29 protein-coding genes are annotated in these 23,939 nt (G+C 64.3%); 11 read left to right on the top strand and 18 right to left on the bottom strand.

Annotation, left to right across the window (positions count from 1 at the left end; genetic code table 11):
• From RGM2987_RS14450 to RGM2987_RS14425, 6 genes are all read left to right on the top strand, one after another.
• A complete protein-coding gene (locus RGM2987_RS14450; RefSeq protein WP_245142256.1) occupies nt 1–1,101 on the top strand; it encodes a FliM/FliN family flagellar motor switch protein in 1,101 nt (366 codons plus the stop codon).
• Nucleotides 1,098–1,751, top strand: coding sequence for a type III secretion system export apparatus subunit SctR (gene sctR / locus RGM2987_RS14445; RefSeq protein ID WP_245142253.1), 654 nt, complete (start codon nt 1,098–1,100; stop codon nt 1,749–1,751). Before RGM2987_RS14450 ends, sctR begins: the two co-directional genes overlap by 4 nt.
• A 9-nt stretch (nt 1,752–1,760) precedes the next feature.
• Nucleotides 1,761–2,015, top strand: a complete 255-nt coding sequence (gene sctS, locus RGM2987_RS14440; RefSeq protein ID WP_029613975.1) for a type III secretion system export apparatus subunit SctS — start codon at nt 1,761–1,763, stop codon at nt 2,013–2,015.
• Nucleotides 2,015–2,812, top strand: coding sequence for a type III secretion system export apparatus subunit SctT (gene sctT / locus RGM2987_RS14435; protein WP_245142251.1), 798 nt, complete (start codon nt 2,015–2,017; stop codon nt 2,810–2,812). The genes sctS and sctT overlap by 1 nt, the downstream gene beginning before the upstream one ends.
• 12 nt (nt 2,813–2,824) lie before the next feature.
• The gene (gene sctU, locus RGM2987_RS14430) at nt 2,825–3,925 is read left to right on the top strand and encodes a type III secretion system export apparatus subunit SctU (RefSeq protein WP_245142249.1); all 1,101 of its coding nucleotides are present in this window, start codon (nt 2,825–2,827) and stop codon (nt 3,923–3,925) included.
• Nucleotides 3,926–4,051: 126 nt separating this feature from the next.
• The gene (locus RGM2987_RS14425; protein ID WP_245142246.1) at nt 4,052–4,576 is read left to right on the top strand and encodes a type III effector; all 525 of its coding nucleotides are present in this window, start codon (nt 4,052–4,054) and stop codon (nt 4,574–4,576) included.
• A gap of 67 nt (nt 4,577–4,643) precedes the next feature.
• On the opposite strand, the gene RGM2987_RS14420 is transcribed toward RGM2987_RS14425, so the two are convergent.
• The 14 genes from RGM2987_RS14420 to RGM2987_RS14355 all read right to left on the bottom strand — a co-directional run bounded on the left by RGM2987_RS14420 (nt 4,644) and on the right by RGM2987_RS14355 (nt 14,217).
• Nucleotides 4,644–5,093, bottom strand: a complete 450-nt coding sequence (locus RGM2987_RS14420; protein ID WP_245142244.1) for a type III secretion system chaperone — start codon at nt 5,091–5,093, stop codon at nt 4,644–4,646.
• A gap of 8 nt (nt 5,094–5,101) precedes the next feature.
• Complete coding sequence (locus tag RGM2987_RS14415; protein WP_245142241.1) at nt 5,102–5,479, bottom strand: hypothetical protein; 378 nt, start codon at nt 5,477–5,479, stop codon at nt 5,102–5,104.
• Nucleotides 5,480–5,485: 6 nt separating this feature from the next.
• A complete protein-coding gene (gene hrpT / locus RGM2987_RS14410) occupies nt 5,486–5,695 on the bottom strand; it encodes an HrpT family type III secretion system protein (protein WP_245142239.1) in 210 nt (69 codons plus the stop codon).
• Nucleotides 5,692–7,836 carry a type III secretion system outer membrane ring subunit SctC gene (sctC, locus tag RGM2987_RS14405; protein WP_245142237.1) on the bottom strand — a complete coding sequence of 715 codons (2,145 nt, stop codon included), beginning with the start codon at nt 7,834–7,836 and terminating at the stop codon, nt 5,692–5,694. The genes hrpT and sctC overlap by 4 nt, the downstream gene beginning before the upstream one ends.
• Nucleotides 7,829–8,263, bottom strand: coding sequence for a type III secretion system chaperone (locus RGM2987_RS14400; protein WP_245142235.1), 435 nt, complete (start codon nt 8,261–8,263; stop codon nt 7,829–7,831). Before RGM2987_RS14400 ends, sctC begins: the two co-directional genes overlap by 8 nt.
• Nucleotides 8,250–8,474 carry a type III secretion protein gene (locus tag RGM2987_RS14395; protein WP_042731296.1) on the bottom strand — a complete coding sequence of 75 codons (225 nt, stop codon included), beginning with the start codon at nt 8,472–8,474 and terminating at the stop codon, nt 8,250–8,252. Before RGM2987_RS14395 ends, RGM2987_RS14400 begins: the two co-directional genes overlap by 14 nt.
• A 99-nt stretch (nt 8,475–8,573) precedes the next feature.
• The gene (gene sctL / locus RGM2987_RS14390; protein ID WP_245142233.1) at nt 8,574–9,155 is read right to left on the bottom strand and encodes a type III secretion system stator protein SctL; all 582 of its coding nucleotides are present in this window, start codon (nt 9,153–9,155) and stop codon (nt 8,574–8,576) included.
• Nucleotides 9,133–9,573 carry a type III secretion protein gene (locus RGM2987_RS14385; RefSeq protein WP_245142230.1) on the bottom strand — a complete coding sequence of 147 codons (441 nt, stop codon included), beginning with the start codon at nt 9,571–9,573 and terminating at the stop codon, nt 9,133–9,135. Before RGM2987_RS14385 ends, sctL begins: the two co-directional genes overlap by 23 nt.
• Nucleotides 9,574–9,722: 149 nt before the next feature.
• Complete coding sequence (gene sctJ, locus RGM2987_RS14380) at nt 9,723–10,607, bottom strand: type III secretion inner membrane ring lipoprotein SctJ (RefSeq protein ID WP_245142227.1); 885 nt, start codon at nt 10,605–10,607, stop codon at nt 9,723–9,725.
• 14 nt (nt 10,608–10,621) lie between these two features.
• Nucleotides 10,622–10,996: a type III secretion system inner rod subunit SctI gene (gene sctI, locus RGM2987_RS14375; RefSeq protein WP_245142225.1), complete on the bottom strand. Its 375-nt coding sequence runs from the start codon at nt 10,994–10,996 to the stop codon at nt 10,622–10,624.
• A 45-nt stretch (nt 10,997–11,041) separates the two neighbouring features.
• Entirely contained in the window at nt 11,042–11,923 is an 882-nt protein-coding gene (locus tag RGM2987_RS14370; RefSeq protein ID WP_245142223.1) for a type III secretion protein, read from the bottom strand.
• 93 nt (nt 11,924–12,016) lie between these two features.
• Nucleotides 12,017–12,310 carry a hypothetical protein gene (locus tag RGM2987_RS14365; RefSeq protein WP_348529638.1) on the bottom strand — a complete coding sequence of 98 codons (294 nt, stop codon included), beginning with the start codon at nt 12,308–12,310 and terminating at the stop codon, nt 12,017–12,019.
• 9 nt (nt 12,311–12,319) lie between these two features.
• Nucleotides 12,320–13,243, bottom strand: coding sequence for a sigma-54 dependent transcriptional regulator (locus RGM2987_RS14360; protein ID WP_245142221.1), 924 nt, complete (start codon nt 13,241–13,243; stop codon nt 12,320–12,322).
• A 398-nt stretch (nt 13,244–13,641) separates the two neighbouring features.
• Nucleotides 13,642–14,217, bottom strand: a complete 576-nt coding sequence (locus RGM2987_RS14355; RefSeq protein ID WP_245142217.1) for a DUF6436 domain-containing protein — start codon at nt 14,215–14,217, stop codon at nt 13,642–13,644.
• Between the two features lie 109 nt (nt 14,218–14,326).
• Here RGM2987_RS14355 and RGM2987_RS14350 point away from each other — a divergent pair, with 109 nt between their 5' ends.
• Nucleotides 14,327–15,274: an alpha/beta fold hydrolase gene (locus tag RGM2987_RS14350; protein WP_245142215.1), complete on the top strand. Its 948-nt coding sequence runs from the start codon at nt 14,327–14,329 to the stop codon at nt 15,272–15,274.
• Nucleotides 15,275–15,406: 132 nt separating this feature from the next.
• On the opposite strand, the gene RGM2987_RS14345 is transcribed toward RGM2987_RS14350, so the two are convergent.
• The gene (locus RGM2987_RS14345; RefSeq protein ID WP_245142212.1) at nt 15,407–16,150 is read right to left on the bottom strand and encodes a DUF2059 domain-containing protein; all 744 of its coding nucleotides are present in this window, start codon (nt 16,148–16,150) and stop codon (nt 15,407–15,409) included.
• 140 nt (nt 16,151–16,290) lie between these two features.
• Here RGM2987_RS14345 and RGM2987_RS14340 point away from each other — a divergent pair, with 140 nt between their 5' ends.
• Together RGM2987_RS14340 and RGM2987_RS14335 are read left to right on the top strand one after the other, a co-directional pair.
• Nucleotides 16,291–16,920 carry a 2OG-Fe(II) oxygenase gene (locus RGM2987_RS14340; protein ID WP_245142209.1) on the top strand — a complete coding sequence of 210 codons (630 nt, stop codon included), beginning with the start codon at nt 16,291–16,293 and terminating at the stop codon, nt 16,918–16,920.
• A gap of 2 nt (nt 16,921–16,922) precedes the next feature.
• Complete coding sequence (locus RGM2987_RS14335) at nt 16,923–17,408, top strand: DUF523 domain-containing protein (RefSeq protein ID WP_245142207.1); 486 nt, start codon at nt 16,923–16,925, stop codon at nt 17,406–17,408.
• A 186-nt stretch (nt 17,409–17,594) separates the two neighbouring features.
• On the opposite strand, the gene RGM2987_RS14330 is transcribed toward RGM2987_RS14335, so the two are convergent.
• Both RGM2987_RS14330 and RGM2987_RS14325 read right to left on the bottom strand, forming a co-directional pair.
• On the bottom strand, nt 17,595–18,968 hold the full coding sequence (locus RGM2987_RS14330; RefSeq protein WP_245142204.1) for a GTPase/DUF3482 domain-containing protein: 1,374 nt from the start codon (nt 18,966–18,968) through the stop codon (nt 17,595–17,597).
• Nucleotides 18,961–20,328 (bottom strand): DUF2868 domain-containing protein, encoded by a 1,368-nt coding sequence (locus RGM2987_RS14325; protein WP_245142330.1) that lies wholly within the window; start codon nt 20,326–20,328, stop codon nt 18,961–18,963. Before RGM2987_RS14325 ends, RGM2987_RS14330 begins: the two co-directional genes overlap by 8 nt.
• A gap of 96 nt (nt 20,329–20,424) precedes the next feature.
• Between RGM2987_RS14325 and RGM2987_RS14320 the strand changes: the two genes are divergently transcribed.
• Nucleotides 20,425–20,937 carry a dihydrofolate reductase gene (locus RGM2987_RS14320; RefSeq protein ID WP_245142201.1) on the top strand — a complete coding sequence of 171 codons (513 nt, stop codon included), beginning with the start codon at nt 20,425–20,427 and terminating at the stop codon, nt 20,935–20,937.
• Nucleotides 20,938–21,053: 116 nt separating this feature from the next.
• Here the strand turns inward: RGM2987_RS14320 and RGM2987_RS14315 are convergent, their stop codons facing one another.
• On the bottom strand, nt 21,054–22,445 hold the full coding sequence (locus tag RGM2987_RS14315) for an L-cystine transporter (RefSeq protein WP_245142198.1): 1,392 nt from the start codon (nt 22,443–22,445) through the stop codon (nt 21,054–21,056).
• Between the two features lie 242 nt (nt 22,446–22,687).
• On the opposite strand from RGM2987_RS14315, the gene RGM2987_RS14310 reads away from it, so the two are divergent.
• Nucleotides 22,688–23,743, top strand: a complete 1,056-nt coding sequence (locus tag RGM2987_RS14310; RefSeq protein WP_245142194.1) for a haloacid dehalogenase-like hydrolase — start codon at nt 22,688–22,690, stop codon at nt 23,741–23,743.
• The last annotated feature ends 196 nt before the right edge of the window (nt 23,744–23,939 follow it).

Here is a 23,939-nt window from a genome sequence, read left to right as displayed (position 1 = left end):
ATGGGCGCATTTGCACTGTCGCTGCCATCGGTCAGCGCTGAAGAAGCCGTCGCCCGCCAACGGCTGGGGGCTGGCGTCGAGTTGCCGTTCGATGTGGCAGGAGCGGCGGGCCTGCTGACGCTGAGCCTGGGCAACGGTCCCACGGTCGCAACGCCCGCTGCGTTCGAGTGTGCCCACGGGGCCTTTGCCCTGGGCGAGCCCGGCCCGGTGCTGAGCTTGTTCGGTGAATGCCCGGTGGCCTTGCCCACCGAGGCGGGGCCGGATGACGAGTGGTTCTGGTCGCTGTTTCATCAGGTACTGAGCGAGCCCTTGCGCCGGGCCTTCGGTTTTCTCAAGCCCCTGGCCGCGGTCGGGGTCAGCGGCATTGCCTGTCGACTCGAGGTGCGGTTGGGGGTGGCTTGCGTGGTCAGCCATCTGGAAATGCCCGGCCAGACCCTGCTGGGCCTGCTCGACGCGGCACCCTGGCAGCGGCGGGCCGCGCCTTGGACCGAGCACTTCGTTTTCCGTGTACCGCTGCTGGTGGGGCACCTGGCCCTGGCCACCGGACAGCTCGCCGCCCTGCGCCCCGGTGACGTGGTGGTGCCCGAGACGCACCTGTTCGATTCATCCGGCCAAGGCCTGGTTCGCCTGGGCCGGCATTGCTTGCAGGTGCGGGTGCACAGCCACGCCGCACCGTTGCACCTGACCGTACTCGCGCTTGAGGAGACCGCTATGAGCAGCACCGCCGACACCGATATCCTGACGCCCGAATGGGACGACACCGCCCGCTACGCCGCCGACGAACAGGCCACCGAGGCGTTCGACCCGGCCACCCTGGCCCAGGCCGACGCCGACGCCGACGCCGAGGATGCACCGGCTGCGGTCGACCTCCACCAGCGCTTCGACGACCTGCCGCTGGCGCTCACGGTACGTTGCGGTCACCTGAACCTGACCTTGGGCGAGCTGCGCAACCTGGCCCCTGGTGCCGTGCTGCAAGTGCAAGGCATCGCGGCGGGGGCGGGGGCCTTGTTCTATGGCGAGCGGCCCCTGGCCCATGGCGAGCTGGTGGAGGTCGACGGCCGGCTGGGCTTGCAGATCGTCCGCGTGGATGTGGCTGGATGAGCTTCCAGGGGGTCGACCCCTTCCTGCTGGCGCTGTTCATCGGCGGGATTTCCCTGGTCCCGCTGCTGCTGATTATCTGCAGCGCATTCCTCAAGATCGCCATCGTGCTGACGATCACCCGCAATGCCATCGGAGTGCAGCAAGTCCCGCCGAACATGGCGCTGTATGCCATCGCACTGGCCGCGACGCTGTTCATCATGGCGCCGGTGGGCCACAACGTTGCCGAAGCGCTGAAAGAGCGGCCGCTGGACTTCAGCAACACCGAGGCGTTGCAGGGTTCGGCCCTGAACGCAATCCAGCCGCTGCAAGCGTTCATGTCGCGCAACACCAATCCGGACATCCTCACTCACCTGCTGGAAAACACCCAGCGGATGTGGCCCAAGGAACGCGCCGAGCAAGCCAGTCGCGACGACCTGATGCTGCTGATCCCGGCGTTCATGCTCTCGGAGCTGGAGGCGGGCTTCCAGATGGGTTTTTTGATCTACATCCCATTCATCGTCATCGACCTGATCGTGTCCAACCTGCTGCTGGCGCTCGGCATGCAGATGGTCGCGCCCATGACCATTTCGTTGCCGCTCAAGTTGCTGGTCTTCGTGCTTGCCCAGGGCTGGACACAGCTACTGGACAGCCTCTTCTATTCCTACCTCTGAGGACCCGCGATGGACGCGATGACGCTGTTCAAGGAAGGCATGTTGCTGGTGGTCCTGCTCTCCGCGCCGCCGTTGATCGTGGCGGTGCTGGTGGGGGTACTGACCTCGCTGGTGCAGGCCTTGATGCAGATCCAGGACCAGACGCTGCCGTTCGGCATCAAGCTGGTGGCGGTCGGGCTGACCCTGCTGGTGACCGGGCGCTGGGTCGGTGGGGAACTGCTGGGACTGCTGCGCCGGGCCTTTGAAATGATGGCCAACACCTGATGGCGGCCTCGGCGTTCCTGCCCTATTTCGACCTGCTGCTGTCGGTGGCGCTCGGCATGGCGCGCATCTACCCGGTCGCCTACCTGGTGCCGGTGTTCTGTTTCCAGCACCTGCGCGGCCTGCCACGCCATGCCATCGTGTTTGCCCTGAGCATGTTGCCGGCCCCGGGCATTCGCCAGGCCCTGATCGACGCCCAGGTCAACTGGCTGTCCCTGGGCGGCTTGATGATCAAGGAACTGATATTGGGCTTTTTGCTGGGGGTGCTGCTGGCGATGCCGTTCTGGCTGTACGAGTCGGTGGGGGCCTTGCTGGACAACCAGCGTGGCGCGCTCATCGGCGGACAGTTGAACCCGGCGCTGGGCACCGACACCACGCCCTTGGGCCACCTGTTCAAGGAGATGATCATCCTGTTGCTGGTCGCCACACTGGGCATCGGCACCCTGACCCAGGTGATCTGGGACAGCTACCTGGTCTGGTCGCCCACGGCCTGGTTCCCGTTGCCCGGGGCCGATGGCTTTGGTGTGTTCCTCGGGCTGCTCGCCGAGATGTTCATGCACATGCTGCTCTACGCGGCGCCGTTCATTGGCTTGCTGTTGCTGGTGGAGTTCAGCCTGGCGCTGCTCAGCCTGTACAGTCCGCAATTGCAGGTGTTCATCCTTGCCATGCCGGCCAAGAGCCTGATCGGCCTGGGCTTTTTGCTGTTCTACCTGCCCACGCTTTGGGATGCGATGACCGGTCGTCTCGTGCGTTACGGGGAAATCCGGCATCTGCTTGACCTGTTGTTGCAGGCGCCCTGAGGGAACTGGCCGATGAGTGAAGACAGTGGCGAAAAGACCAAGAGCGCGACGCCGAAGAAGATCCGCGACGCCCGCAACAAAGGCCAGGTCGGCCAGAGCCAGGACCTCAGCAGCCTGTTGGTGCTCGCGGCCGTCACCGAGGTGGCGTTGACGCTGGCCGACGACAGCATGCAGACGCTGCAAGACCTGGTGGCCTTCCCGCTGCATCGGCTGGATGTCGACTTCACGCGAGCCTTCGAGGAAACCCTGGCCCATGCCGCCAGCGTGTTGCTCAGTTTCACCCTGATGACCGTGGGCTTGGCGATCGCCACGCGACTAGTGGCCGGTTGGATACAGTTCGGTTTCCTGTTCTCCCCCGAGGCCCTGAAGCCTGACCCGAATCGCCTGAACCCGATGAACCAGGCCCAGCAAATGTTTTCCGGGCAAGCGCTGATCAACCTGTTCATGGGACTGGTCAAGGCGGTGTTCATCGCGGCCGTGCTGTACCTGGTCACAATGCCTGCGCTCGGGGCGTTGATCAGCCTGGTCAACAGCGATCTGCAAACCTACTGGCGCGGGTTGGCCAGTCTGTTCCGGCACATCATGCACACGTGCCTGGGGGTGTTGCTGGTGCTGGCGATCATCGACTTCGGCCTGCAGAAGTACTTTTTTGCCAAGCGCCTGCGCATGAGCGAGGAAGAGGTGCGCAAGGAGTTCAAGGAGATGGAGGGCGACCCGCACGTCAAGATGCACCGCCGCAACCTGGCCCGGCAGTTGGCCGGGCAGTCCGCCGAGAAGGAAACCAAACCGGTGGAAGACGCCGACATGCTGGTGGTCAACCCCACTCACTTTGCCGTCGCGCTGCGTTATCGGCCCGAGGAAACGGCACTGCCGCAGTTGATCGTCAAAGGCGTCGACGCCGAGGCGCGTGCGTTGATCGAACGGGCCAAGGCGGCGCGGATCCCGGTCATCCAGTGCATCTGGCTGGCGCGCACGATTTACCGCGAAGACGTCGGCGGTTTCATTCCCCGCGAGACGCTCCAGGCGGTGGCGCACATTTACCGGGTCCTGCGGGAACTGGACGATGAGGCCAAGGACGAGGTGATCGAGATTCCGGAGTTGAACCTGCGCTGAGGCCGGGCAAGGGAACCGATGCACGCGCGTCTGCCACTCAGGGGATGAGCCGGATTCGTCCGGGCGATGCCGGCTTGCCGACATGAGCTGCCAATCGTCCGTGATGAACCCTTTGGAGAATCTCCCATGCCCAATGATCCAAGCCCCATCGGGCGCACAGGTGCCCTGCACGGAGTCGACAGCGCCCCGTTGTCCAGCTCGCCCTCGTTGAGCCAGCAGCCCCTCGAGGCACAACAGCGCCGCACCAGCCAGAGCTTGCAGGCGCGTGGGCGTTCGTCCTCGTCGCCACCGACGTTGCATCAGCGCGGCCGAACCCGCACGCGGGAGGAAAACCGCTCGACCCGCTCCCGATCCCACGCCCCCGAGTCACGGCCATCCGCCGAAACGGACGCACCGACCCCGCCGCCAGCGGCACCCGCCTCCGAGCAGTCGCTCTTGCGTGATATGGAGTCCCGTCAGCGCCAGTTGATGGAACGTCAGTTCGAGCTTCAGATGGGTATGGAGGAGCGCCAGGCGGCGATGCTGCAAGTCAAGAGCGCAGCGGACATGACCAAGCTGATGAGCGATACGGTGACGGAGGTCACCAAGGGCTTCCTGGACAGCGCCAGGAAGGTCATGCAGGAAGGTGGCGAAGCGATGAAGCTGCGTTGAGGCTCGGCGCTGCCAACAGCCCCGCCGGGTATGTCCGGTGGGGCTCGATGGGGCAGTTCAACTCAGGTCAACTCAGGCGGGTGCGGCTCATGGCGAGGGTCGCCGGACGTGGCTCGCCAGGTTTTGCCAGGTCGAGGATGCGCGGGCGCACTTCGTTGACCTGGGCGACGAACCCCACCACCCAATGACAGAACCGCGTCTCGTCGAGGGCCGACAACGCGCTGTGGGCGCACAGGCGAACACAGGCCTTGTCGTCCAGGGCCAGCCAGCTGCCGCCGAGCAGGTCCAGGCGAAAGTTGAGCTCCAGAAGACGCTTGTGCAGGCCCGGGGCGTGGGCCGTCACCTCGATCGCGCAATGGAGAATGGCCATGTCGCTGTGCTCGGGCAACTCGATGACCACCGCTTCGCGGTTGCTCTTGTCGTAGAGCGCGCACACCCCTTGCTCCAGTTGCAAGTCCGCGTGCAGATGGTCGGCCAGGGCCGAGATCAAACGTTGGGCGAGCGGTGCGGCGGTCATGGTGAACCTCAGTAAGTGGCTGGACGGTCGTCGAGGTCTTCCAGGCCCAGCAGCGACAGCTGTCGGGACTGGATCTGGTCGAGCAGTTCAGGGGTAAGCGATGAGTCCGGCAGCGCCTGCCACACCACGAGCGCACGCTGTGGGTCGAGGAACACGAATAGCTGAGCGTATTCCAACGGGTTGGCGAAGCGCCGTTCGAGTGCCTGCTGGATCTGGTTGGCACGCAGCACCTGGCTTTGTACCTGTAGCGCCAGCCCCACGCTGTGAGGCTCGCGTCTCAAGCCGAACTCGATGCCGGGGGCAATTTCCCAATACGTCGCAATGCCGGCGATGATGTTCTTTTGAAAGGCTTGGCGAGTGCTTGCGCTGTGCACCGAGAAAGACATGCCGATTCAGTTCTCCAGGGGGACGACGCTGTGGTCGAGAGGGTGTTCAGGGGAGCCGAGGCCGCCGCGCATGCCGGGCGACCACCAGACGACGATGCGTGCGTGGTCGGGCTCGGCCCGTTCACAGGAACCGGCCTGGCAGCCCGAGCGGCTGGCGCAGCCGGCGAATACCGGCAGGCTCAGGAGTACGGCGAGCAGCAACGGTGTGCGACTCATGGGGTCATCCTCGCGGTGGTTTGCAGAAGGGAGGGGCGCTCGCCGCCCGGCACGCGAGCGGGCTGGTTCATGACCACGAACACTTCGGTTTCCTCGCCGGGCTCGAGCCACACCTTCGGCCAGGCGGACGCCGCCAGGGTCCAGCGACTGCCGCAGCTCGCTTCATCGAAGCGCAACCGCCGCTGGCTATCGTTGCGCACCACGCCCACGGCGATGCCGTAGTCGGGGCCGGCGAACCACTGGGCGCGCGCGGCATCCAGGGTCAATCCAGGCTGCAAGGCGCACAGCGTCTCGGGGGAATAGGGAATCGAATCGGCCTGTTTGAACGTAGCCGGAATGTTGCCGTCGGCCAGTCGGGCGAGTACGTCGCTGACCTCCAGGCGACCAACCGGGCGTTTGCCGTTGCGCCGCTCTTCCAGGCGGGCCATGGCGCTGTCCACCTGTTCGCGGTCGAGGGTCGAGATATAGCGGGCCGGGTCGACCTGGTCGCCGATCAGGCGTGGCGTGAGGATGAACACCCGCTCCCGGCGATTGGTCTCGCGGGTGGTCGAGGAGAACAGGAGCGGCCCCAGCAGCGGGATGCGCCCCAGCCACGGCACCCGTTCCAGGTTATCGCCGGTTTCCTCGGTGTGGAAACCACCCACCACCAACGAGCGGCTTTCACTCATGACTGCCTGGGTGCTGACGATCCCGCGTCGCACGCTGGGTGTTTGCTGGCCCACCTCGGAGGGTTCGATGCGTCCGTCTTCGATGTCCAGGGACATCTGGATCTGCTTGTGCCCGCCGGTCTCGATGGCGTGCGGCACCACTTGCAGGCTGGTGCCGGCGGTGATGGGTTCGATGTTGGCCACGCGCTCGCCGATGGCCGAGAGGTATTCGGTACGGCTGAAGTCGATGACCGCCGGCTGGTTCTCCAGGGTCAGTACCGAAGGGTTGGCGACCACCGAGGCCAGGCCTCGGCCCTCCAGCGCCCGCAGCTGCGCAGAAAAGTCGCCGTAGTCCTGGATGAATACCGTCGAACTGGCTCCGGGGCGCAGCATCGAGGCGCCGCCGATCAGGTCGCCGCTCTCGACGTTCCAGTTGGAGGCCAGCTCGGCCAGTTGGGTCCGGTCGATGTCGAGGATGATCGCGTCGATTTCCACCAGCTTGCGCGGCACATCCACGTCGCGGATCAGCGGGGTATAGATTTCCCGTCGCTTGGGCGCGTCGTAGATGAGCACGGCGTTGTTGCGCACGTCGGCCTCGACGCGGATCTTGCCGCGGCTTCCCCCGCTGCTCTCGCCGGGCTGCACGCGGGTGGTGTTCGGGCGGCCCATGCCGTTGAAGGCCAACTGCTCGATATTGCCCATGGCCATCGATTGATTGGCCTGCATGTTCTGGAAAGAAGCTTGTGGCAGGGCCGTTGGCGCGGCGCCCGAGGTTGAGCCACGGTTTTCCAGCAGGCCCCGCAGGATGCTGGCGACCCCGGGGATGACCAGGGTGTCGCCGCGGTATTTAATGTTGCGGTCGGCCGCAGTGGCGTAGCGCAGCGGGAAGCTGATGACTTCCTGCTTTTCCTCGGGGGTCTTGCGCGCCTTGGCAAACTGCGTCACCAGGCGCACGTAGCGCTCGGGACCGGTGATCAGCACCACGCCTTCGTCGGGCAACTCACCCCAGCCGAAACGCGGGTCCAGCAGGCCGATATCGGTCAGCGCCTGTTTCATGTCCGGCACCGCATCGGCGGACACTTCCAGGCGCTTGGAGCGTTGGTTCTGCAACGGACTGACATACAAGGTGGTGCCGTACACGAACCACTGGAAGCGATTCTCCAACCCGAGCCGGTCGAGGAACGCCTGAGGGCTTTCAGCACGCATCCGGCCTTCCACGGTGCCCTTGACGGTGCCGTCGATTACCAACTGCACGCCGAAGGTATTGGCGAAATCGTCGAGTACCTTGGTCAGCGGCGTGGCCTGGGCGTCATAGGCATAGGGGGTGTTCTTCCAATCGGTGGGCACGGCCGCCAGTGTCGGTGCTGCCAGGCCAAGCGTGCCGGCCAGCACCAGGGCGACCAGCGAGGTTGCCCGGCGTTGCGCGATCAACTGGCGAAGACGAGCGTTGCCTTCGGTCATCAAGCGGTACGGCATAAACCACTGGTTAGGCATGGCGGAGTCCTGTTCCGAGGAAATGAGCGTGCGAGGGCCGTCGCGCCACTGGCGCCGCACCACGTGGGGATTTTTGAAGGATCGATTGCCAGGTGTCGCGCTGGTTGAGCAGTGCTTCGAGCAGCTCGATCAGGTCGTCGACGTGCCCGTTCGCGGCCAACTGCGCAACCAGCCATAACCGGGCGTCGTCGGGAGAGCGCGCCAGTGCCCCGGGAAATCGCGAAAGGCTCGGGTGTGCCAGCCGGAGCACAGCCTCCAGGGCCGCTTCATTGGACGCGCCTGCGGGCAGCTCGACCGACAGCAGCAGCGCGCCTTCGAGTTTGTCGAAGGTGACGTCGCCGTCGTCGATGACCAGGGTGAAATGCGTCGGTTCGTCGCCGCCGGCACTCCAACGGATGAGCTGTGCGCGCAGCTCATGGCATTGCATCAATGATCGCCTTGGCGAGGTTGTGGTGGGCCGTGGTCTGTTGGGTGGCCGCCGTCACCGCGACCGACATGCCATTCATGCTGGTGAGGAAGGTGTGCATGTCGTCGAGGGACTGGCTCTGTGCAGCGTTCATCGCCGCGTTGTTGACGTTGTCGGTGGCGCGTTGGAAGTAGGTGTCGAGGCGGCGCTGCAAAGCATCGATAGAAGACATAAACGGTTCCTCCGGGCTTGGGCGTGTTCACCCGGTGAGTGGTGAATACGCCCTGGGTGGTTCCGCCAGGAGAAGAGAAAAAGCGGCGGGGGCCCGGATTTATGATTGCGGCTCTGGCAGCCATAGCGCTTGCGAGGCGCTGGGCCAGTCGAGCTGGAACGTGCCGCCAGGGGTCTCCAGCTTCACTTGGTGGCGGTCCATGGCGCTATCTGCCACCGGCGTCCAGGGCTGTCGGTCAGCGCTGCGGAGGCTGCGGGTCAGGCTTGCCACGTCTTCGGGATGACAGCGTAGGGTGGCACTGACTGGATCACGCTGCCGGGAGGCCAGCTGGCGCACGAGCGCGTCGATGCGTGCCGGTTCGGGCACCTCGTCCAGAAGCGTTTGCAAGGCCTCGTTGACCAGGCGGGCGGCGCTGGCTTCGATCTGTTCCCACATCGCCTGGCGCTGCGCTTCCCACGTGGCGAGCAGGGCGTCGGCCTTGTCCCAGAATCGAGCCTGCGCCTCGAGCACCTTTGCCTCGGCCTCTTCGTTGGCTTGTTCGAGCAACTGCGCGGCCTGGTCCCGGGCATGTTCAATGACGCGTTGCGCACGGGCGCAATCGACCAGGGTTTCGCGAGCGATATAGGCTTGCAGCAAGCCCTGGCCTTCGGGGCGTAGTTCAAGCGAGCGCCGGGCGAGCATCGTGCATCTCCGTGTCGTTGGCGGTAGGGGCGGGCATCGCCAGGGTTTGCCCGGCTTTCCAGCAGGCGGACTGCCAGAGCGTGTCGAGCCTGGCCGCTGGCGGTTGAGACTTCGCGCTGCGCTCGACGGCCAGGACTCTTGTGCGAGGGAACGCCAGGCGGGCGCGTTGCCAGGTCGGTTCGCCGAGCCAGGCCCGCAGCAGCGCGAGCGGGTCCTGCTCCGGTTCGAGCCAGTGCCCGGGGCGCAATGCCTTGGCCGTGCGCTCGCACCAGGCGCGGTCCTGTGCCGACAACGTCGGCGCTGCCGTCAGCGGTGAACAGGTGGCCGCCACCAGTTCACAGGCCAGGGCCAGCGCGGCCGGCGCGCAAAGCAGTGCCTGCACCGCCGGGTTCGGCCTTGGCGGTGTGCAGGGCGTCATGCCGAAGCGCCTCGCCAGCGCGGCGTGGTGTCCGCGGGCGAGGGCGTCGAGGTGTGGCGCGGTCAGCCGTTCAAGGCCGGGTGGCTGCCATTCGGGGCCTGCCTGGCGCCAGGCGTGGTGCCACCAGTGAACCCACTCCAGCGCGGCGCTCATGCGGCGGACCCTTTGTCATGGGGCCCGGCGCCCGCTGTCTTGACTGCGAACAGCGTGGCCGCCGTGCTGCCCGTGGGTGCATCGGCTGCGCTCGGCCGGGCGAGCTTCTGTTCGAGCAAGCGCGGCAGCGTCAAGGCACCCCTGCGCCACAACCGGTAAAGACCGTAGCCGGCGCCCAGCACGATGCCCAGCAAGGTGACGCCTGCCACCACGGTGACCGTCCGCCAGTAGGCGACTTCCTCGGCCTGCATGACGAACGGTCCGAAGTGCGCCATCTTGCGCCGTTCTTGATACGGCACGGTGGGCACGAACACCACCGACAGCTTGCTCGCATTGTGGGCCGCGTCGGCCATGCCAGGGATCCCGCTGGCGATCAGGTTGCGTACCCGTGGCGTGATGCTGTCGGGGTCCAGCGCCCCGGTGTGCTTGATGAACACCGAGGCCGACGCCGGCTGCACCGGTTCACCGGGTGCGACCCGTTCTGGCAGCACCACGTGGACCCGGGCGAGCACCACGCCGTCGATCTGCGACAGGGTCGATTCGAGCTCCTGGGACAATGCGTAGATGTAGCGGGCCCGCTCTTCCAGCGGCGTGGAAATGACTCCCTCCTTGCGGAAGATATCCCCCAGGCTGGAACGAGAGCGCCGAGGCAGGCCGGCGGCTTCGAGCACATGGACGGCGCTGTTCATGTCGGCGGGCTCGACCAGGACGGTCATGCCGTCCTTGTCGACTTGCTTGCTCGCCTCGATGTTTTTGTCCGCCAGCTCCGCGATCACTTCGTTGGCATCCTGCTCGGAGAGCCGGCTGTGCAGCGCCGACCGCTCCTCGCAGGCCGTGAGCAGCAGGCACAGTAACAGCGTTGAGCATGCGCGCATGAACATGGCCGGCATTTCCTTTACTGGAGGTTAGTGAGCTTCTCGATCGCCTGGGAGCCTTTGCTGACCAGTTTCGCGGTCATCAGGCTTTCCAGGTGGAACGACGACAATGACCGATTCGACTGCAGCATGTCCTGCGGGTCGGCGGTACGGATGGCCTTGAGCATGTCCCGGTTGGCGCGCTCGTCCAGTCGCTGCAGTTCGCCCGAGCGGCTCGACAACGAATCGATGATGCGTGCCGCGACGTTATTCTGGTTATCTGGCGCCGGCGGCTTCTCCCGCATCTGCGCGTTGAACCAGCTGACGTCGCTGGTCTCGGCGCCGGCCTGCGGTCTCGCGCTCGTTTTGGCTGGGGAGGAGGCCAGTTGGCTGGCGTCGATGGCTTGTATTTCCATGGGCTTCTCCAATCGATAAGGACGAATCAAAAAGGGCGGATGCCTTCAGGCGCACATCAGCCTCAGGACGTTGCGGGCACTGCCGGTGACGCTCAGGTGAAATTCGACTTCCTCGCGGCCGCGCCTGGCTCGCCGGCGCACGACCGGGTACTGGCCCGCGAGGCGAGCCAGCGCCAGGTCCAGTTGTTCCAACGCCAGTTGGAACAGCCGGGTCTCACGGGCCTCCAGCGGCGTGCCAAGGGCGATGCGGTCGGTCCATGTCCACGCTTCGCCGTCGTGGGTGGCGGGCGGCGGATAGCGCAGCGGGTGTTGATCCATGAAGCTGGCGATCTCGAACAGCAGGTCCTGGTCATCCGGCTCGTAGCGCGCCTGGCCTGCGCTGTCGTCGATGTCCAGCAGCGTCAGCAGTTTGCGCCGGCCCAGGATTGCGATAAGCCTGAGTAACAGGCGCAGGCTCGCGTTGTGCCGGTCAAGCGTGCCGTCGGTCTCCCAGGCGCCGAACAACGCACCGCAGAAGGGGTTGTTCGCGCTGCCGAAATCATTCTGGCTGCCGACGTCGTTGTCGCCGATGGGTGGCCGGCGATGGGCGAACATCTGCGCCAGGTCGCCGAACAGGTCCTCATCGCAATAGGCGTCGTCGATGTCGACCTCCAGGTTCTGGCCGGTGCCGCCGTTGATCTCTTCCAAGATGTCCGCCAGCACCAGGTTCAGCGGGTTTTCCGCTTCTGCGGCCGTCCCCTGCTGCGAGGGTTGCCAACCGAAGGGCGACCGTCCGCCTGCCGAGTCGTGTTCACCGCCCCATCGCACGAGCGATTCCTTCAACCGACCGCTGCCCGCATGCTGCGTCAGGTGCTCGATCACCACGTCTGCCAGGCCCCGGGAAAGCGGAGTGCGACGCTGGGTGGGGTCGTCATGTGCAAGGTCCACGGGAGGACGAAGGCCGTTCAGCCGATCGATGGGCATGGGTCTGATCTCTTCGCGCTTGGGGAGACCCCGCCGCGGCGGGGCTTGAAGCGAGGGTCAGAATCGTATGTTCTTGGACGCCTCCCCCATGGCCGTAATGGCCTTGGTGGCACTGTCCATGGACTCTGCCGAGATGGCGTTCATGGTGTCGGCGACCAGTTTCTTTTGATCGAATTGGGATTTCATGGTCGTCATCGCGGCCGAGGTAGCGTCCATCTGCTGCATGGCCGCCATGGAAGCCGCAAGGGAAGCTCCACCAAAACTCATAGTCGTATCTCCGGATTGTGGAATGGCGAGACGCTTGTGAGTGTCTCGAGGGTTAGGTGGCGGCAGAGGTGGAAACGGTTCCACGCCGGGCACTCAACTCATCGATATTTCCAGGCACTTCATCCGGTAGTAGAGCGTGCGCCGGGCGATGCCCAGCTCGGCGATGACCTTGTCGATATGACGATGGTGGCGACGCATGCAGTCCTCGATGAGCACCTTCTCGAACTGCTGCAGTTGTTCCTTCAGTTTGAGCGTGGTGTTGCAGCGCTCCGATTGTTCGGTGGCGGGGAGCGGTGGCAGGCCCAGCACGTAGCGCTTGGCGGCGGACTGCAATTCGCGGATGTTCCCGGGCCAGGCGTAGCTGATCAGCTGGCACAGCAGCTCTGGCGACGGGGCGATGTAGGGCCGGTCCAGGGCCTTGGCCTCCCGGCGTACCAGTGACTGGAACAGCGGCACGATGCGCTCTTTGCGGCTGCGCAGGGGCGGCAACTTGAGGCTGACGATATTCAGCCGGAAGTACAGGTCCCGGCGAAACTCGCCCCGTTCGACCATCTCCCCCAAAGGGCACTGGGCGGAGGCGATCACCCGCATGTTCACCGCAATGCTCTGGGTCGAGCCCAGCCGCTGGACGGTCCTGGACTCCAGGACGCGCAGCAGCTTGGCTTGCAACGCCAAGGGCATGCTGTCGACCTCGTCCAGGTACAGCGTTCCGTTATGCGCGGCCTCGACGAACCCGGCGCGGCTTTGGCTGACACCGGTAAACGCACCGGTGTTGGCACCGAAAAGCTGACTCTCTGCCAGGCTCTCGGGAATGGCCGCGCAGTTGATGGCGACGAACTTGCCGGAACGACCGGACATGCGGTGGATCTTCTCCGCCAGCGTGTCTTTGCCAGTGCCGGTTTCGCCGCGCAACAGCACGTCGACCATGAGTGGCGCGACACTTTGGGCGAACGCCTCAAGGTTGAGAACATCCTCTTTATGGGTAGTGGAAAGTGCAGCGCAAAGCATCTTTTGCATCACTGACGATTCCATTCTTGTTTTGTTAGGAGGTCGACAAATTTAAAGATCAAAGGCGCGTGGAACTTGCCCGCACCGCGGCATGACCGACTTGAGACCAACGTTCTGTTTGCTACGGAGGTTTAGAGAACCGATTAAAAAAAAGTTCATGCTCCCAGCGCAGATGTTAATCGTTTCAGCTCAGCGGTCGAAAAGCTGGAACACCCGTCCGCAACCCGTTTGGCAGGGGGATTTGGCCAAAAAATGGGTCATCTTGGACGGGTTTCGGAAAATTGGATCCGACAAACGGTTCAGCACAAGCGCTTGTTTGGAGCAAACGCTCTACTATTAAACAAATGTTCGATTGGTTTAGTTCTACACAAAAGTATTCTGGAAATACGTTTCGTAGTTCAGCTTAGTCACTTGGGAGTTGACCAGGGACAATAACAGCCGACGGCCAGTGTGTTAGCGGCATTAACTTTGCGACCGACATTAAGCGCTTCAAGGATCGGCTCGATAAAGCTGTTGTTCGAGTTGCAAGTCAGGCCTTCACTATAGGGGCCAAAGTACGCCAGTTGACCGCTGCGATCCCAGATTGCCACGGCCGGGCTGGCGGGGATCCGGTCCGACCCGGGCAGCGCAGCAAGGGGCTTGAGTCGGCTCAGCGTGTCGGGTAACCGACCTTGGCTGCCGGTCTTTTGTACCGCATAAAACTCGACGCCTTGCGGTACGTATTTATCCACCAGTTCGGAAAGATGCTGCTGGTTGCCGACGTTGCACGGGCACGCCGGATCCCAGAAATGCACCAGGCGGATCGCGCCCGGGCCGGCGAGCTCCACGGGTAGGCGCAAGGGATCGCCGGAAAATACCGCCGTGTGTTGGCTGAAAGCCCGCAGGAAACGCCCCTGGAACCAGTCATAGGCCACCCACAACACCACGGCGCACCCGAGGGCGAGCAGGCTGGCAAGCAAGGTCGTGCGGTGGGACGGGCGCATGGGGTCGATCCTCTGGGGGCGAGTAGCTTGCCATGGCTGGCGCGACAGATGAATATCAGCAGGCTGACAAACTCCGTTTCGCGCGATGCGCTTTTGCCTGGAAATACCGATGCCTGCCACTTTCGACCCCGACCACCTGCGTGCCAGCCTGCAACCGTTGGTGCGCTGGCAACCGTTATCGGAGCAGGCGCAGGCTTACCAGCGGTTCTATGGGTTGGACTTTCCCGGGTATCAGGTGCGCACCGGCCTGGGGGGCTTCGAGGTCGAGGGCTACGAGCTGGTCGCTCAGGTCTGGTGGCCACAGAAGGCCGTGGCGACCTTATTTGTCTTCCACGGCTATTACGACCACATGGGGCTTTACCGACACCTGATCGAGTGGGGCCTTGCGCAGAAATTCGCGGTGATCGCGTGCGACCTGCCAGGCCACGGTCTGTCCAGTGGCGAGCGTGCGAGCATCGGCGACTTTGCCGAGTACCAGGCTACGTTGCAGGGCTTGCTGGCCGAGGCCGCGGCGCTGGAGTTGCCGCAACCCTGGCACCTCTGCGGGCAAAGCACCGGCGGGGCGATCGTGGTCGATCATGTGTTGAACCACGGCGCGCAGAGCCCGGCCCAAGGCCAGGTCATTCTGTTATCGCCCTTGGTGCGTCCGCGGGCGTGGGGCTGGTCGCGCCTGAGCTACTACCTGCTCAAGCCTTTCGTGAGCGGCATTGCCCGGCGTTTCAGTGAAAACTCCACCGACCCCGGTTTCCTGCCGTTCTTGCAAGCCGACCCGTTGCAACCGTTGCGCCTGCCCACCGCGTGGGTCGGGGCGCTGGCGCAATGGATCAAGCGTATCGAAGCCGCCCCGAACAGCCCGCGCCAGCCATTGATCGTGCAAGGGCAGGCGGACATGACGGTGGATTGGAGACACAACCTGGACGTCTTGCGCAGCAAGTTCGACCGGCCACAGGTCTTGATGTTGCCTGAGGGCCGGCATCACCTGGCGAACGAAGCGCTGGCGTTGCGTCAGGAGATGTTTGGGTTCTTGAGCAAGCGGATGAGTCGGATCCGGGGTTGACTGGTCGATTGCTTTCGCGAGCAAGCCCGCTCTCACAGGATCTTCAGTGAATCAAATTCCGAGGTCGCCGCCAGTCCCATGTGGGAGCGGGCTTGCTCGCGAATGCGGTTTGGCAGTCGCTGAAGAGCTACCTTATTGCCCCAGGTTCTGCCCCACCGCCAACCCCGCCCGAATCGCTGCCAGGGCCGCTTGATAGTAAGCCTGGCCCTCGGCCGATTCGGCGAAGGTGGCGAACTCTTCCAGCTCGGTGTCCGTCAGGTCGCGGTAGACGTACAGCAGGGTGTTGTTCAGGTCGGCGCCGATCTGTTCCATCAGTCGCTGGCGCTGTCCGTTCAGCATGCCTTGGGCCTGGCCGCCACCCAGCAGGCCGGGGATCATCGAACTCAGGCTGTCAGCCGCCACGCCGGCAATCGCCAGGCTGACCTCGGCGCCGGCCTCTCGGGCGGGCAGGGCCTGGGCCAGGTGGCCGATGATCAACAGGCGGTTATCGCTGGCGGGCATCTTCGGCAGGCCCTTGGCGTTCTTCGCCAGTTGATCGCGACGAGTCGCCAGCAGCTCGGCCGCCACTACCTTGCGACCCAGGGGCGATTGGAAAAAGTCCAGGGCCGGGCTCGGGTTACGGAGGTTCTTGCGCAATTGCGCCTCGGCCCGCTGGTCCATGGCCTGGGGCGCGAAGCGTTGATTGCTGTTATTTACCAATGCCTGAAATACGGCGGGCGGCAGGCTGTTTTGATAGCGCTGCTGGGCGGCGCTCAAGGCATCGTTGAAATGCGCGCGCTGTTCCGGCCAGCCGGCGACCTTGTACAACTGGTCGTAGCTGTCTGCCCAGGCGGGCAAAACGCAGAACATCAACAGTGAGAAAAGCAAACGGCGCATAGGGACTCCTGTCAGCAGCCGACTATTCTCCGTGGGGTGTGGGGTCTTGTCGAGAATTCGTATCAAGTTCGTACGCCAGTGCTATCTGGCGCGCCGAACCCGCTGCGCGGCGCTGTCGGTTTTGCGGGCACAGGCTTACTATGCGCGCCATGCAAATACCTTCCGATGACCCGCTGCTGTTACGTATCGTGGACGACCTCGCCGAGCGCGGCTGGTCGCAGCAGAACCTCTTCTTGCCGGACGCCTTGACCCGCGCCCTGGCGGCCGAGTGTCGCCAGCGTGCCGCCGAAGGCGAACTGGCGCCGGCAGCGGTCGGGCGCGGGCCGTTCTCGGAAATCCGTGAGGGCATTCGTGGCGATCGTATCCAGTGGATCGAGCCCGGCCAGGCGCAAGCCTGTGACAGCTACCTGGGCCTGATGGACAGCTTGCGCGAGGCGATGAACCGGGGGTTGTTCCTGGGCCTGGAAGACTTCGAGAGCCACTTCGCCCAGTACCCGCCCGGTGCGTTCTACCTCAAGCATGTCGATCGCTTTCGTGACGACGACCGGCGCATGGTGTCGGCGGTGCTGTACCTCAACGACGATTGGCTGCCGGAACAGGGCGGTCAATTGCGCATGTACCTGGACGGCGCCGAACATGACGTAGTGCCCACGGGGGGGTGCCTGGTGGTATTCCTGTCGGGGGACATCCCCCATGAAGTCCTGCCGGCTACCCGCGACCGCCTGTCTTTGACCGGCTGGTTCCGGCGCCGCGGCAACGAGTTGTTCTGAGCATGGAAAAGATCCTGGTCAGTCGCTGCCTGCTTGGACATCGCGTGCGCTACGACGGTGGCGCCAGCGGGCCGTTCGATCAGTTGCAGCAATGGCTCGACGAAGGCCGGGTCGTGCCGCTGTGCCCGGAAGTCGCCGGCGGCTTGCCGACGCCGCGCGCGGCGGCAGAGATTGTCGGTGGACAGGGGGGCCGCGTGCTCGACGGCGAGGTGGCGGTGATCACCACTGACGGTGAAGACGTCAGCGCGCAGTTTTTATCCGGCGCTCGCCAGGCGCTGGATCAGGTTCGCGAACATGGCATTCGGATCGCCGTGCTCAAGGCCAACAGCCCGTCCTGCGGCAACCTGCTGACCTATGACGGAACGTTTGCTGGCGTGAAAGTCGGTGGCGAAGGCGTCACCGCTGCGTTGCTCAAGCGCCATGGCGTGGAGGTGTTCAGCGAGTTGCAGCTGCCGCAAGCCGCGGCGGCGCTGAAGGCCTTGATTTAACGAATAATTTTGGTCGAACAGCGTTTTGTGGCGAGGGAGCTTGCTCCCGCTGGGCTGCGAAGCAACCCCAAACGAGTCACCGCGTTTCATCAGATACACCGCGTGCAGTGGTTTTGCGGCTGCTGTGCAGCCGAGCGGGAGCAAGCTCCCTCGCCACAAGGGCAAGCCGCTTCCCCGGATCTGGTGTCAAAGCTGCCCGGCCAATTGCTCAATCTGCTCCTGCCGCTCGGCCTGGCTCAACCGTGGCTGGGGATTGAGCGACGACCACTGCGGATAGGCCCGGGCCTTGGTCAGGGCTTCAGGCAGCTTGCCTTCGCGCCAGCTCTTGTCCTGGGGGGTGGCGATGCGAATGCTGTCCAGCGCCGCATGGCCGCGCTGGTTGAGGGCTTGCAGCAGTTGCCGTTGGCGCAGGGCCAACAGGCGCAGTACGTTGTCGTCCACGGTCAGTTCCCGCTGGCCCTTGAGCTTGCCCAGCAGCCGATTGCCGTAGCTGCGGGCAGTTTGCACGGCGCCGCCGGCGATGGCGCCGGCCAGCGCGGCGGCACCGAGGGTCAGGCCACCCACCAGCAGATCTACGCCGGCACCGGCCGCAGCGCCCGCCGCGATCCCGCCACCGACGCGTACTCCCAGTTGCTTGAGCGTCTCGGGGTTGAACAGGTCATCGCCCCAACGCCCGTCGAGCAACGGCAGATCGCTGGCCGCCGCGTCCTGGGCCCGGAAGGCGAACAGCTTGAGCAAGGCCTCGACGCAACGCTGTTCACGCTGACGCACGGCGCTGCGCAGTTCGCTGATGGCCTGGCGTTCCAGTTCCGGGGTGCTTGCGACGCTGCGGCGGCAGGCGGCGCAATCGATCAGCAATTCGGCGATCAATCGTGCCGCGCTCTGCTGGCGGGCCAGGCGTTGGGCCTGCTGATCGGCGACCAGCCGCTCCAGTTGTCCCCGGGCGCTTTCAAGCAATAGCGCGAGGCTTTCATACAAGCGGCGCTCGCCGTCCTCGGGCGGGGCTACGCTGTCGAAGCGCACCAGGGCGTGCAACCCCAGTCGTGCCAATGCTTCGCGCCAGGCCGGCTCGCGGTGGTTGGCACTGCTGACGAAATTCAGCACCGGCAGCAGCGGCTTGCCACAACTGGCGAGCACTTCCAATTCATCGCGATATTTGGCCAGCACCGGTTCCCGGGCATCGATGACATACAACCCGGCATCGCTGGCGAGCAGCTGGCGCAGCACTTTGGCTTCCTGCTCGAAACGCTGCCGGGCCTCGCTGCCCTCAAGGAAGCGGGCCAGGCGCGCCGGGCCGTCGAGGCGCTCGCCGGGGCGCTCCAGGCGTTCCAGGTAATCGAGCAGGGCGATGGCATCTTCCAGGCCCGGCGTGTCGTACAGCTCCAGCAGCGCTTCGCCGTCCACCGATAAACGCGCACCTTCGACGTGGCGCGTGGTGCTCGGCCGATGGGAGACCTCGCCGAAGCCGACGTCACGGGTCAGCGTGCGCAGCAGCGAGGTCTTGCCGACATTGGTATGGCCGACCACGGCCAACTTGAGCGGCTTGATTGGATCAGTCATGGCCGCTCTCCAACCAGTTCAACGGCGCGCAATCGGCGAAGGGCAGTTGCAGCTGTTGCAGCGCCGTGTGCCAATCTCCCAGGCGCTCGGCGTCCAGCGCTTCGCCGGGCGGTGCCTGCAACAGCCAGACGCGGGTGGCGCTGGCGCTGCGGGCCAGCTCGGCGATCAACGCTAGGCTGCCGCGGTCCGGCGAGCGCCGTGGGTCGCAGGCAATCGCCAGCCGCGCGGGAGGGAAGCGTGACAGTTGCTCCAGGAGCCTGTTGCGGGACTCGCGGCTGTCGAGGATACCGGCGTTCTTCACCGTGTCCGGCAGTTTCGGCGGCCAGGGGCGGTCATCCAGCTCGATGGCGACCAACAGCGCGCCGTCACTCTGTAGCGCACCGATTGTCGGTTCGACCTGATGCACCTGCGCAGGTGCGGCGTCGTTGACGCCCAGGCGCTCACTGCTGGGCATCAGGCGCTCGCGCAGTTGAGCGTAGCCCGGCAGGTTCAGGTCCAGGCGCAGCAGTGCCCGGCCACGTCGCCAGCGCCACAGGCACAGCAGCGCCAGGCACAGGCGCGGCAACACGCCGTAGACCAGCAACACCCCGACCAGCCAGGCGGCCCAGGCCTGGCGCGCGCTTTCGAGATTGAGGGCGCCGTCGCCGCTGGCGCGGATCATGTCCACGCTCGGCACGCTGAACCCCAGCAGCGCCGGCAACGCGCCCAAAGTCCGGGTCACGGCGACGAAGGTCTCGCCGCCGAGAATGGTGGTCTCCCAGACAAAGCCATAGCGCCGGGTCGCCATCAGCATCAGGACGATGGCCAGTGCACTGAGCATCGCCAGCAACCACAAGCCGTTGACCAGCGCGCCGAGGGTCCAGCGATTGAGCTTGTGGCGTTGCAGCAACAGCAACAATGCCGGCGCCAGTTGGGCGGCCTTGGCGTCCCGGGCTAGTTTTTCGCTGAGCCACAGCCATAGACGCCCCAGCGTGGCGCCTTGCTCTGCGGCGAATACCAGGCCAAGCGCCCAGCCAATCAGCAGGATCAGATTCAACCCGAGCAGACTGCCCAGGGCCCAGAACACATTGACCGGTGCCTGTCCGTCGCCCAGCGCGGCGAACCCCAGGCCGGCACCGCTGACGATGGCGAGCGCCGCCAATACCAGCAGCGCCAGGCGCGCCCCTTGCAGCCAATGGCGCAAGGCCTGGGTCAAGCCGTCGCGCTCGGCCAGGTGCAGGGCGCGCTGGCGGATACGGCCGGATAAATCGCCGCCCGCCGCACGGGCCAGGCGATTGGCTTCCTGGTCTTCCAATGGGCCGGCGTGCTCTTCACGCAGGCGGATCGTCTCGGTCAGCCAGAGGCTTTGCAGTTCAGTCAGGGGTCCAGTCACGGGCGCTTCCGTTGCAAATGAGCGTTGAGGATAACCGCTGTGGCGCCTGTCGGGGTACGCCGGGGCTCTGGTATCCTCGCCGTCATGAAAAAAACTCTCCCTTTAAGCTTGATCGCAGCCCTCGGTGAAAACCGAGTGATCGGCATCGACAACAGCATGCCCTGGCACCTGCCGGGGGATTTCAAATACTTCAAGGCCACGACCCTGGGCAAACCGATCATCATGGGGCGCAAGACCTGGGATTCCCTCGGTCGTCCGTTGCCCGGGCGCTTGAACATCGTGGTCAGTCGCCAGCCTGGCCTGCTGCTGGAGGGCGCGGAAGTCTTCTCCTCGCTGGAGGCTGCCGTCGAGAGGGCCGAGGCGTGGGCGCTGGCCCAGGGCGTCGATGAGCTGATGCTGATCGGCGGTGCCCAGCTGTATGCCCAGGCACTCGAGCAGGCGGATCGGTTGTACCTGACCCGCGTGGCGCTGAGCCCGGTGGGGGACGCTTGGTTTCCGGAATTTGATGCAAGCCAGTGGGCGTTGGTGTCGAACCAGCCCAATCCGGCCGAAGGGGATAAGCCGGCGTACAGTTTTGAGGTGTGGGAAAAGCTTTAACAGCAAGAGCTTCGCGAGCAAGCCCGCTCCCACAGCCGACCGAGTTCTTCCTGACAAAACCCGGTTAACTGTGGGAGCGGGCTTGCTCGCGAAGGCGATCTAACAGGCACCGCCGGTCAGGCGTGTGCCAGCTCCCCATGCTCCTCGGCTTCCAGCAACGCCTTGTCAGTCTGCTGCATCACCTGGCTGGTAATCGCCCCGGCGGTGATCGAGCCGCTGACGTTCAACGCCGTGCGGCCCATGTCGATCAATGGCTCGACGGAAATCAGCAGTGCCACCAGCGAGACCGGCAAGCCCATGGCCGGCAGTACGATCAACGCGGCAAACGTCGCGCCGCCCCCGACGCCGGCCACCCCGGCCGAACTCAAGGTCACAATCGCCACCAGCGTCGCGATCCATAGCGGATCCAACGGATTGATGCCCACCGTCGGCGCGACCATCACCGCCAGCATCGCCGGATAAAGACCGGCGCAACCGTTCTGGCCGATGGTGGCGCCGAACGAAGCGCTGAAGCTGGCAATGGCCCGCGGGATGCCGAGGCGGCTGGTCTGGGCTTCGATGCTCAGCGGAATGGTCGCGGCGCTGGAGCGGCTGGTGAAGGCGAAGGTCAGCACCGGCCAGATCTTGCGGAAGAACCGCAGCGGATTGATCCCGGCGGCGGACACCAGCAGGCCGTGGACCACGAACATCAGGCCCAGCCCCAGGTACGACACCACCACGAAACTGCCGAGCTTGATGATGTCCTGCAGGTTGGAACCGGCCACCACTTTGGTCATCAGCGCCAGCACGCCGTAGGGGGTCAGCTTCATCACCAGGCGCACCAGGCGCGTCACCCAGCTTTGCAGAGTGTCGATGGCGTTGATCACTTTCTGACCTTTTTCCACGTCATCCTTGAGCAACTGCAAGGCCGCGACACCGAGGAAGGCCGCAAAGATCACCACGCTGATGATCGAGGTTGGCTTGGCCCGGGCCAGGTCGGCGAAGGGATTTTGCGGAATGAACGAGAGCAGCAACTGTGGGATGTTCAGGTCGGCGACCTTGCCGGCGTAGTCGCTCTGGATCACTTGCAGGCGCGCCAGTTCCTGGGTGCCGGCCACCAGACCCTCGGCGGTGAGGCCGAACAGGTTGGTCAGACCGATGCCGATCAGCGCGGCGATAGCGGTGGTGAACAGCAGCGTGCCGATGGTCAGAAAGCTGATCTTGCCCAGGGACGAGGCGTTATGCAGGCGGGCCACGGCGCTGAGGATCGAGGCGAAAACCAACGGGATGACGATCATTTGCAGCAACTGCACGTAACCGTTGCCCACCAGGTCGAACCAGCCGATGGACGCCTTGAGCACCGGGTTACCGGCACCGTAGATCGTGTGCAGGGCAATACCGAACACAACGCCCAGCACCAGCGCCAACAGCACTTTTTTCGCCAGGCTCCAGCTGCCATGGCGGGTTTGCGCCAGGCCGAACAGCAGGGCGAGAAACACCAGCAGATTGAGGATCAGCGGCAGATTCATCAAAAGACTCCGATAAGACTTGTGCCAGTCGCCTGAAGCCGCGACTGCGAACCGGGAAGCCTAACAGCCTGATAACTAATGAATTAATATTAAAAAGGCATGTAGATTGTCGTTTATGGAATAAGGCTGTGGCGTTTACGGACATGTCGCTGACGCGATCAAGACGCAAGCGGTCGCGGGCAGGCGATATCTGTCACAGGCATTTGTTAGCGTCGGGTTCTTCAAACCTGGGAGAAATGCCGATGAAGCTCGCACCTCGTTTTCTCGCTGTCGCCTTGAGCCTGGGCCTGGCCGGCCAGGCCCTCGCTACCGAACTCAAGCACTGGCCGGCAGAGCAGGCCAAGGCCCTGGACGCGATGATCGCGGCCAACGCCAACAAAGGTAACTTCGCGGTGTTCGACATGGACAACACCAGTTACCGCTACGACCTTGAGGAATCGTTGCTGCCGTTCATGGAGAACAAAGGCCTCATCACCCGCGAGACCCTGGACCCGTCCTTGAAGCTGATGCCGTTCAAGGACACGGCGGATCACAAGGAAAGCCTGTTCAGTTACTACTATCGCCTGTGCGAAGTGGACGACATGGTCTGCTACCCGTGGGTGGCCCAGGTGTTTTCAGGCTTTACCCTCAAGGAGCTCAAGGGCTACGTCGACGAGTTGATGGCTTCCGGCAAGCCGGTACCGACTACGTATTACGATGGCGACAAGGTGGTCAACTACAACGTCAATCCGCCAAAAGTCTTCACCGGCCAGGCCGAGCTGTACAACAAGCTGATGGAAAATGGCATCGAGGTGTATGTCATGACCGCCGCTTCCGAGGAGCTGGTGCGCATGGTCGCCGCCGATCCGAAGTATGGCTACAACCTCAAGCCCCAGAACGTCATCGGCGTGACCACGCTGCTCAAGGACCGCAAGAGCGGCGAGCTGACCACCGCCCGCAAGCAGATCACCGCCGGCAAGTATGACGAGAAGGCCAACCTGGACCTGGAATACACGCCCTACCTGTGGACCCCGGCGACCTGGATGGCGGGCAAGCATGCGGCGATCCTGACCTACATCGACGAATGGAAAAAACCGGTGCTCGTCGGCGGCGACACGCCAAGCAGCGACGGCTACATGCTGTTCCACGATGTGGACGTGGCCAAGGGCGGCATCCACCTGTGGGTCAACCGCAAGGACAAATACATGACCCAGATCAACGGCATGATGGCCAAGCACGCCGCCGCCCAGGCCAAGGAAGGGCTGCCGGTGACGGCGGACAAGAACTGGGTGATCGTCAAGCCGGAAGATATCCAATAGGATCACGCGAACTCCTGTGGGAGCGAGCTTGCTCGCGAAAGCGTTGGATCAGCTTGCATAGATGTTGAATGGTGAACCGCATTCGCGAGCAAGCCCGCTCCCACATTGGTTCTGTTTGCAACTCAGAAAGCCTGGAACACATCCGTGGCGAGGGAGCTTGCTCCCGCCGGACTGCGCAGCAGGCCCAGGACTTTTT

Source organism: Pseudomonas sp. RGM2987 (assembly GCF_022952855.1).
Lineage (GTDB): Bacteria > Pseudomonadota > Gammaproteobacteria > Pseudomonadales > Pseudomonadaceae > Aquipseudomonas.
This window is presented reverse-complemented; position numbering and strand designations above follow the sequence as displayed.